The sequence below is a fragment of the Chryseobacterium sp. SSA4.19 genome, from assembly GCF_022601875.1.
Classification (GTDB): Bacteria; Bacteroidota; Bacteroidia; order Flavobacteriales; family Weeksellaceae; genus Chryseobacterium.
This window is the reverse complement of sequence record NZ_JAKVIP010000055.1, coordinates 1-4,382: the sequence shown is the minus strand read 5'-3', so window position 1 is coordinate 4,382 and position 4,382 is coordinate 1. Positions and strand designations below refer to the sequence as shown.

At 39.4% G+C, this 4,382-nt stretch carries 4 protein-coding genes; 2 read left to right on the top strand and 2 right to left on the bottom strand.

Annotated elements, in window-relative coordinates:
* Positions 1 to 78: 78 nt before the first annotated feature.
* Positions 79 to 942 carry a chitobiase/beta-hexosaminidase C-terminal domain-containing protein gene (locus tag MKJ01_RS18645; protein ID WP_241615752.1) on the bottom strand — a complete coding sequence of 288 codons (864 nt, stop codon included), beginning with the start codon at positions 940 to 942 and terminating at the stop codon, positions 79 to 81.
* A gap of 118 nt (positions 943 to 1,060) precedes the next feature.
* On the opposite strand from MKJ01_RS18645, the gene MKJ01_RS18640 reads away from it, so the two are divergent.
* The gene (locus tag MKJ01_RS18640; RefSeq protein WP_241615753.1) at positions 1,061 to 3,055 is read left to right on the top strand and encodes a S9 family peptidase; all 1,995 of its coding nucleotides are present in this window, start codon (positions 1,061 to 1,063) and stop codon (positions 3,053 to 3,055) included.
* Positions 3,056 to 3,216: 161 nt separating this feature from the next.
* Positions 3,217 to 3,705 (top strand): DNA-deoxyinosine glycosylase, encoded by a 489-nt coding sequence (locus MKJ01_RS18635; RefSeq protein WP_241615754.1) that lies wholly within the window; start codon positions 3,217 to 3,219, stop codon positions 3,703 to 3,705.
* Positions 3,706 to 3,839: 134 nt separating this feature from the next.
* Here the strand turns inward: MKJ01_RS18635 and MKJ01_RS18630 are convergent, their stop codons facing one another.
* Positions 3,840 to 4,049, bottom strand: coding sequence for a hypothetical protein (locus MKJ01_RS18630; RefSeq protein ID WP_241615755.1), 210 nt, complete (start codon positions 4,047 to 4,049; stop codon positions 3,840 to 3,842).
* Positions 4,050 to 4,382: the final 333 nt, after the last annotated feature.

Below are 4,382 nucleotides of genomic sequence, written 5' to 3'. Positions count from 1 at the left end.
GTCTGAATGTCAAATATAAATTTACAAATTCTTACAATAAAATACAAAAAAACCGCCTCAGTTGTGAGACGGTTTCTTTTATTTTTTGATAAACTTTAATACTATCGTATTGTTTTGCGGATCTTTCAGCTTAATAAAATAGTTTCCGGAGGCAAGATGACGAATAGCAATCTCTTTTAAATGTACCCGGTTTTTTGAAACCATTTTCCCACTTTCATCCAAAATCTCATACTCTTTAAAATCTTTATCGGAATCAATTTTTAAAACCTCTGAAACAGGGTTAGGATAAATTTTCACTAACGTTACAAGGGGAACCTTTCCTTCTTTTGTGCCCAAGTTTACGCAAGAAGGCGGATTGCTGATCGGTCCACTTGTGAAATCGTAAAAAATTACACTGTCCATGGATACGGTATTGGTGCTGATGCTTCCGAAAATATTTGGAAACGGTGAGCAATTATTAAAACTTAATGTAGCATTTTCAAAGTTTCTGGTCAATTGATACCAGTTTTTGCATCTTGTATTGATCATAGGAAACCCTGGCCAGATAGTGTCGATGGCAAATCCGTTTACAGCATTCGGATTAATCATATTTACCATAGTACAGCTTCCGTTTGCCCAGTTTGAGGGCATTTTAAAATAAATATCTGCGGTTGGAAGAGCTCCTGTATAATATTTTCTACTGACAATGGATGAAGCTGTGCCTGAATTGACCACAAAAGCTTTGATCTCTTTATTACTGTCGATCAATATTTGCAAACTGTTACTTGCAGAATTTGAGCTTAAGGTAGGAGTATTTCCATCGGTTGTGTAGTAAATAGTACCGTTAGCGGAAACAGTGACTTGATAGGGATCATTATAATGAGTGGCTTGCGGACTCATATTAATTTGTGAAAAAGAAAGTATTGATGATAAACTCAGTACAAGAGGGAAGATTTTTTTCATGGTATTCGATTAATTTTGTCCGAATTTATGAAAATGTCCGGTTAAACCCATCATTAAATTTGAAGTTTAAGCACATTTATATACCTTTGATGAACTTAGAATTAACGAATATCAACCTATGAAATTTAAGTACAGCCTGCTGGCTATGGCAGCTCCGCTTTTAATGAATGCACAACAGCTTATGACCCCTGAAATCCTCTGGACTTTGAAAAAAGTAGGAGTGCAGGCCGTTTCACCGGATCAGTCTTCACTCATTTACAAAGTAGGACAGACCGATCTGAAAACGGAAAAAACAAAAAATGAGAACTATTTTCTCAATATTTTCAACAACCAGTCTGTAAAAATAGATTTGGGCAAGAAATCCCTTATTCAATGGGATAAAAACGGCTTATATGCCCAGGAAGGCGACAACATTTTCCTTTCCAAGGATAACGGCAAAACATGGACTGAATTCTATACCATCGGTGAAGCAGACAATATCGTTATTGCGCCGGATGGGAAGAAAATTGCCTTCAGCAGACAGGTTTTGGTGGAAAACCTGATGGGAAAGGACAAATATGCCGATACCCCTAAAACGACGGCCCAGATTTATACCGACCTCAATCACAGGCATTGGGATTATTTTAACGAAGGAAAATACAACCACATTTTTGTAGTCAGTACTTCTGACAAGGCAGATGCTGCAAAAGACCTGCTGGAAGGCAAGACCTGGGATTCTCCTCAAAGGCCTTTCGGCGGTGCGGAAGATTTTATCTGGAGCCCTGATTCTTCACAGCTTCTGTACGTCACAAAACCTAAAAGCGGTGCAGCATATTCCACCAGCACAAATACGGATATCTTTGCCTATGATTTGGTTTCAGGAACAACAAAAAACATCACAGAATCCAATAAGGGATATGATGTCAATCCGAAATTCAGTCCGGACGGCAAGTCCCTGGTTTGGCAGAGCATGGCAAGAGACGGTTATGAAGCAGATAAAAATGACATTAAGATCATGGATTGGAAGTCCGGGAAAACGACCAATCTTACCGGCAGTTGGGACGAAAGCGTTTCAGGAGATGTTTTCTGGGGCGGAGATTCAAAAATGATCTATTTCACGGCAGCATTCAGAGGGACCAAACAGTTGTTTTCTTTAGATCCTAAAAAAGCGAAGGTTCAGCAGATTACAAAAGGCGACTTTGATGTGAACGAAATTTTTGCTGATCAGAAAAGCAGCCTGCTGGTTTCAAAAACAGACATCAATCATGCTTCTGAAATATTTTCCGTTAATCTTAAAAACGGAGAATTAAAAGCGGTTACGGAAGCTAATAAAGACATGTACGCCAAGCTGGCCCAGGGAAAATCTGAGCTTAAGATGGTGAAAACCTCAGACGGAAAAGAAATGGGCGTATGGTTTCACTATCCGCCGAACTTCGATCCTAATAAAAAATATCCGACGCTGGTCTATTGCCAGGGTGGACCGCAGTCTGCACTGACCCAGTTTTTCAGTACCAGATGGAATTTTGCCCTGATGGCGGCCAACGGGTATATTGTGGTTGCACCCAACCGCCGTGGAATGCCGGGCTGGGGAACAAAATGGAATGAAGAAATTTCAAGGGACTGGGGCGGACAGCCGATGAAAGATTACCTGTCGGCCACAGATTTCGCCAAAACATTACCATACGTTGACGGTGAAAGGGTAGCGGCAGTCGGTGCAAGCTATGGAGGATACAGCGTCTTCATGCTGGCCGGAATCCATGAAAACAGGTTCAAAACTTTTATTGCACACGACGGGTTATTTGATATGAAATCCTGGTATTTAACGACGGAGGAGCTGTGGTTTGCCAACTGGGACCTGGGTTCACCCTGGGAAAAGCCGCTTCCGAAAGCGTATACCGAATTCAACCCGAGTAATTTTGTGGATAAATGGAACAAGCCGATCATGATTGTTCAGGGCGGAATCGATTTCAGGGTTCCTTACGAGCAGGGACAGGAAGCATTCCAGGCGGCAAAACTAAAAGGATTAAAATCGAAACTGGTTTATTTCCCGAATGAAAACCACTGGGTGCTGCATCCGCAGAACGGTCTGGTATGGCAGCGTGAATTCTTCGGCTGGCTGAAGGAAACATTATAACTATTCCCTTTCTCCGGAGGAGTATTAAAAATTCTGAATGAATTTTTAATGAGGTGGCTTTTAGGTTACATTTATTATTAAAACGTCAATACAAGCGGGCTTTAGCCCGCTTTTTGTTTTGATAATTTAAAAGATTTATGTAAATTTAGATCATCTACCCTATGCAAAATAGAATTTTTTCCTTTCCTCCTGTTGTTGACAGCGCTTCTAAAATTTTAATTTTAGGTTCGATTCCCGGTGTGAAATCATTGGAAAAACAACAATACTATGGCCATCCGCAAAACACATTCTGGAAAATTATTTTTGAACTGCTCAATGAAGATGTTACCGAAGACTATGGGGAAAAGATCGGGATGTTAAAAAAACACCATATTGCACTTTGGGACGTCATCGATTCATGTGAGCGGAAAGGAAGCCTCGATTCCGAAATTAAAAATGAAGAGGCCAACCAGATCCCTGAACTGTTAGAAAAATACCCGAACATTCAGGCCATCTTCTGCAATGGCGGAAAATCATATAAGAATGCCCGGAAAATTTTAGGCAAAAATTCTGAAATCCCTGTATTTTTACTGCCGTCAACAAGTCCGCTTCATACGGTTTCCTTTGAAACGAAGCTGGAGGAGTGGAAGAGGATCAGGATGCATTTATGAAAAAAACTGATTATCTGACTTTTCCTTAATTCTTTTACACAGCTTATGGGAGGATCACATAGATTTTATGTTTATTAATCTCCTGAATCTAAAATAAACCACCAGGAATATTTAAAATAAGCTTTCATTTTTCTCTAAATTTTACGGTTAGAATCAACAGGTTTTAAATTTCCGGAATATTCTTCGTGTTGAATAAGATAAATATACTGCGGAATTTTTACTTTAAAATTACCTTTGCCAACTGTGACCGGTTTTGGCAGGTTTTGGCGGGTTTTGACAGGGCATGTTGCACCTTTCTTCGGTAGTCCTTCGGGAACGCTTCGGTAGTTGTTCGGAAAAAGCATGTTTTTTCCGAACAACTACCGAACAAGTATCGAACAAGACCCGAAGAAAACCTATATGTCATATTGTAGATAGCAATTAACCTCAATATCCTATCCTATCGGTTAAAGCAATGAAAAATTGCTTTAATTTAAACAAATCATTGTTTTTTTTGCTTTATAATCTTATCTTTGTTTCTGCCTGATGAACTCAGGATTGCCGGAATTATTTTTATTATATAAAACCAGAATATAACACGACGAGTTCTGTCGTATTGCATCTATACCTTTGCTTCATAAGATATTGAAGAGAAATAAGCAGAGGTAATATTAACCTATAAAGCTGATAACATTCAC

Bases quoted from the DNA above. Each gene is read 5' to 3' on its own strand.
- MKJ01_RS18645 (WP_241615752.1), bottom strand. From the start codon at position 942: ATGAAAAAAATCTTCCCTCTTGTACTGAGTTTATCATCAATACTTTCT.
- MKJ01_RS18640 (WP_241615753.1), top strand. From the start codon at position 1,061: ATGAAATTTAAGTACAGCCTGCTGGCTATGGCAGCTCCGCTTTTAATG.
- MKJ01_RS18635 (WP_241615754.1), top strand. From the start codon at position 3,217: ATGCAAAATAGAATTTTTTCCTTTCCTCCTGTTGTTGACAGCGCTTCT.
- MKJ01_RS18630 (WP_241615755.1), bottom strand. From the start codon at position 4,049: ATGCTTTTTCCGAACAACTACCGAAGCGTTCCCGAAGGACTACCGAAG.